Below are 4,435 nucleotides of genomic sequence, written 5' to 3'. Positions count from 1 at the left end.
AGCAACGCATGGCTGATGCAACCAAGGCGCATGCCGACCACGAGCACGACCGGCTAATGCAATGCGAACGCCAGGTCGGCGGTATCGTGAACGTCGGTGAGCGGCACGCGAAATCCACCCACGCCTTCCACCACGACCACGTCCGCCTGCTTGATGGCCGCCTGATGCGCTTCCACAATGCGTGCGATGTCCAGCGACACGTTTTCGCGCGCCGCTGCAATGTGCGGCGCGGCGGCGTCCTTCAGCAAGAACGGCGTGCGTATGGATGGTGGCAGCGTGACGTTCGCGGCGGCGTCGAGTTGATCCGCGTCTTCGTTGTGCCATTCGCCATTGCGTTCGAACGCGCCGGCGGCGATGGGTTTCATCGCGGCGGCGCGCAGTCCGAGCGATGAAAATCCGTGCAGCAGCGCCGCCGATACGAGCGTCTTGCCGATCTCGGTATCGGTGCCGGTGACGAAGATCGAGAGGGGAGCTGTCATGGTCGATTGCTCAAGGTTTGCAAGGCATGGTCGAGCTTTGCGAGGTCTTCGTGACTGTGCGCCGCCGACAACGAAATGCGCAGTCGCGATGTACCCACTGGAACCGTCGGCGGCCGGATCGCGGGAACCCACATGCGGTGTTCATCGAGCGCGGCGGCGAGCTGAAGCGTCTCTTCATTGCCGCCGATGATCAACGGCTGGACCGCCGTATGCGAATCCACCGGCTGCCATTGTGTACGCTTCAGAATAGCGCGCGTGCTGTCGATCAGTGTCGCAAGATGCGCGCGTCGTTCGTTGCCGTCGGTGCCGCCAATGATCTTCAAACTCGCCGATACCGCGTGCGCCACCGCCGGCACGGATGCCGTCGTGAAGATATACGGCCGCGCGCGCTGGACGAACCATTCGATCACGGTTTCGTGGGCGATCACGAACGCGCCCGATACACCCGCCGCCTTCCCCAGCGTGCCGACATAAACCAGGTGGGGTGAATGCAGTGCGGCATCGGCGAGCGCGCCGCGGCCTTGCGGACCGAGCACGCCGAAACCGTGCGCGTCGTCCACGACGAGCCACGCGCCGTATCGTTCGGCGACTTCGAGCAAACGCGCGAGCGGCGCAATATCGCCGTCCATGCTGAATACCGAATCCGTAACGATGATCTTCGTTGCGCCAACATTGCGCGATGCATCGAGCATGGCGTCGAGCGCTTCGGCATCGGCGTGAGGATAGATGTGGATTTCAGCACGCGATAACCGTGCGCCATCGATCAGCGATGCATGATTCAACGCGTCGCAAAACATGAGCGTGTCGCGGCCGCTCAGGGCGCCGAGCGTGGTCAGCGTTGCCAGGTTGGCCATGTAACCGGTGCTGAAGTACAGCGCACGCGCCTGGTTCACAAAACCGCCGGAGAACGCCGCCAGATCGTCTTCCAGCTTCGCGTGCGCGCGCGAATGGCCGCCGAGCAAATGCGATCCACCGCTGCCCGCGCCGTATTTGCGTGCGCCTTCGGCCAACGCTTCGCGCAAGGTCTCATGCGCGGCGAGCCCGAGATAATCGTTGCTCGCAAAGCCGATGATCTTCCGCCCATCCACCATCATGTGCGCAGCGCAGGCGCTATCCGCAACTTTCCGGCGACGACGCAACCCGTTGCGATCGATATCGGCAAGACCTTGTTTCAGCGTGTCGAACAACGCGGCCGATGTATCGCTCATGCGGCCTCCGCGAGCGTTGTATCGAAGACCTTGCGCGTGCGTTCTGCGAGCAGCGTCTGTTCGTCGTCGCTCAGAATGTACGGCGGCATCAGATAGACGGTCGTGCCGATCGGGCGCAATAAAAGCTCTTGTTTCAAGGCGTTTTCGAAGAAGCGGCGCGAGAACGTGCGTGCTTGAGCCGGGTCTTCGATCACGGCATCGAACGCGAAGATCGTGCCCTGCTGACGCAGGTTTTTCACGTGCGCGTGATCTTGCAACGGGCTCATCGCAGTGCGCAGCAACGACGACTTCCGGCGATTCTCCTCAAGCACGTTGGCCGAGTCGAAGAGATCGAGCGTCGCCAAAGCCGCGCGGCACGCAAGCGGATTTCCCGTGTACGAATGCGAGTGGAGAAAGCCGCGCGTCATGTCGTCGTCGTAGAAAGCGGCGTAGATTTCGTCCCGTGTGAGGACGATCGACAACGGCAAATACCCGCCGCTGATTCCCTTCGACAAACAAATGAAATCCGGCCAGATCCCGGCTTGCTCGCACGCAAAGAATGTCCCGCTCCGGCCGCAGCCGACAGCGATTTCATCGGCGATCAGATGCACGCCGTATTGATCACATAGGGCGCGCAAGCCCTTCAGATAAGACGGATCGTGCATCGCCATGCCGGCCGCGCACTGAACCAGCGGCTCGACGATCGCCGCTGCGAGTTGCGACGCCTTGGCTTCGAACAAAGTCTTCATGTCAGCGAGTGCGCGTTGCGCGACATCGCGTGCGGTCTCGCCTTCGCGGGCGTTGCGGGCATCGGGCGATGTCACAACGTGCGCGTTGCGGATCAGCGGATCGTAGGCGTCCTTGAACAAAGCGACATCGGTTACGCCAAGCGCGCCGATGGTCTCGCCGTGATAGCTGTTCGCGAGGCAAACGAACTCGCGTTTCTCTGTGTGCCCGCTGTTGCGCCAGAAATGGAAGCTCATTTTCAACGCGATCTCCACTGCCGATGCGCCATCGGATGCAAAGAACGCGTGACCCAGCGTGTTGTGCGTCAACGCGTTCAACCGTTCCGCGAGAAGGACGGCCGGCTCGTGCGTGCAGCCGGCGAGCATCGCGTGTTCGAGCGTGTCGAGCTGATCCTTGAGCGCCATGTTGATGTCGGGATTCGCATGGCCGAAGAGGTTGACCCACCAGGAACTGATGGCATCGAGATAACGATTGCCGTCGTGGTCATATAGCCACGGACCCTTGCCGCGTGCGATGGGCACGAGCGGCATGCGCTCGTGGTGCTTCATTTGCGTACACGGATGCCATACGGCGCGAAGGGAGCGGGCGATCCAGTCATCGGTTGCCGGCGTGTGTTGGTTGTTCAGATTCAAAACGACTCCATGGGAGCGGCTCGTCTGTATTGCGCTTTGCAGCGCCATAAGAAAAACAGGCGGCGCTCCCGATCACAATCACGCAAGCCACGACGGCTTGCGTTTTTCCAGAAAACTGCGCACGCCATCGCGGCCTTCGTCCGAGGCGCGAATCCGTGCAATGCGGTCAGCGGTGTCCGAGATCAGCGTGTCGTCGATGGTTTTGTCGGCCAGATCGACGACCAGTTGCTTGCATTCGCGCACCGCGTTCGGACTGTTTGCCGCGATGGCTGCGGCGACGGCATCGACGGTGGCATCGAGTGCTTCGTCGGACACCACCTGATGCACGAGGCCGATGCGCAGCGCTTCGTTTGCATCGATACGTTCCGCCGTCACGAAATACCGGTGCGATGCGCGTGCGCCGATCGCGCGGATGACATACGGCGCGATGGTCGCCGGCATCAGCCCGAGCTTTGCCTCGGAGAGACAGAAGTGCGCCGAATCCGCCGTTATCGCGACGTCCGCTACCGCTACAAGACCCATGCCGCCCGCGTATGCGTCGCCCTGAACGCGGGCGATCACCGGTTTTCTGCACGTGTAGATGGTGTTGAGCATGGTCGCGAGACCGAGGGCATCGGCGCGATTTTCCGCGTCCGAATAGTCCGCCATGCGTTTCATCCAGTTGAGGTCGGCGCCCGCGCAGAACGACGGGCCGTTCGCGGCGAGGATGATCACGCGTACCGAGGCGTCGTCGGCCAGGGCGCGAAACGCGGCGGTCAATTCGACGATGGTGGCGTCGTCGAAGGCGTTGCGCACGTCCGGGCGATTGAGCGTGACGCGCGCCACGTGGCCATCGGCGGTGACGGTCAGGCGCTGTAGATTCATGTCGGGCATAGGGGTTCGCGGGGTGCGCGCGGCTCGGTGTTTCGATGAGTATCGATTATCTCTAAATTTGTCGCGGGAGTTTTGGTTTGCACGCCGGTGGGGCCTCCGGCGGGCGTGGCACGCGGTGGGGGTTTTTTTGTTTTTGACGCTAACGTCGGTCTATTGGGAGGCTTTTTGGAGGGAATTGATGGGAAGTTGAGCGGGGAGGTGGTTGCTGGACGGTTTTGGAAGCGGTCGGGGTTGGTGCTGGGTTGCTGCTGGGTTGCTGCTGTTTGGGCTTGCTTGGGTTTCGTTCTAGCTGATCTCTTTAGCACTATTAGCCACTGTCCGTGGCGGGACTTCATTTCTTTGTCCAACGGCGACAAAGAAACGAAGCAAAGAAAACGCCTCTCAACCGACGGCACATAAGTGTCCCGAGCGTGCAATGTCAACTGTCTGGTACTTCAGAAGAACGCTCGACGCCATAACCACGAACACTTGAAACCCTCCCCCTCCGTCAACGGCAACCCACACGCTTCGCCACCAG

The 4,435-nt window shown here is 61.4% G+C and carries 3 protein-coding genes and 1 pseudogene; all 4 read right to left on the bottom strand.

Annotation, left to right across the window (positions count from 1 at the left end; genetic code table 11):
• Window positions 1–56 precede the first annotated feature (56 nt).
• Window positions 57–479 (bottom strand): annotated as a pseudogene (gene bioD, locus ACFFAR_RS25785) (dethiobiotin synthase); the annotation flags it as partial.
• Window positions 476–1,687, bottom strand: coding sequence for an 8-amino-7-oxononanoate synthase (gene bioF / locus ACFFAR_RS25780; protein ID WP_174364515.1), 1,212 nt, complete (start codon window positions 1,685–1,687; stop codon window positions 476–478). The pseudogene bioD and the gene bioF, both read right to left, overlap by 4 nt.
• Entirely contained in the window at window positions 1,684–3,045 is a 1,362-nt protein-coding gene (gene bioA / locus ACFFAR_RS25775) for an adenosylmethionine--8-amino-7-oxononanoate transaminase (protein ID WP_375508704.1), read from the bottom strand. The genes bioF and bioA overlap by 4 nt, the downstream gene beginning before the upstream one ends.
• A gap of 78 nt (window positions 3,046–3,123) precedes the next feature.
• The gene (locus ACFFAR_RS25770) at window positions 3,124–3,909 is read right to left on the bottom strand and encodes an enoyl-CoA hydratase-related protein (RefSeq protein WP_174364517.1); all 786 of its coding nucleotides are present in this window, start codon (window positions 3,907–3,909) and stop codon (window positions 3,124–3,126) included.
• Window positions 3,910–4,435: the final 526 nt, after the last annotated feature.

It is taken from the genome of uncultured Caballeronia sp., from assembly GCF_964243625.1.
Classification (GTDB): Bacteria; Pseudomonadota; Gammaproteobacteria; order Burkholderiales; family Burkholderiaceae; genus Caballeronia.
This window is presented reverse-complemented; position numbering and strand designations above follow the sequence as displayed.

What these genes read in the sequence shown, in the direction of transcription:
- bioF (WP_174364515.1), bottom strand. Translation starts at nt 1,687, where the DNA reads ATGAGCGATACATCGGCCGCGTTGTTCGACACGCTGAAACAAGGTCTT.
- ACFFAR_RS25770 (WP_174364517.1), bottom strand. Translation starts at nt 3,909, where the DNA reads ATGAATCTACAGCGCCTGACCGTCACCGCCGATGGCCACGTGGCGCGC.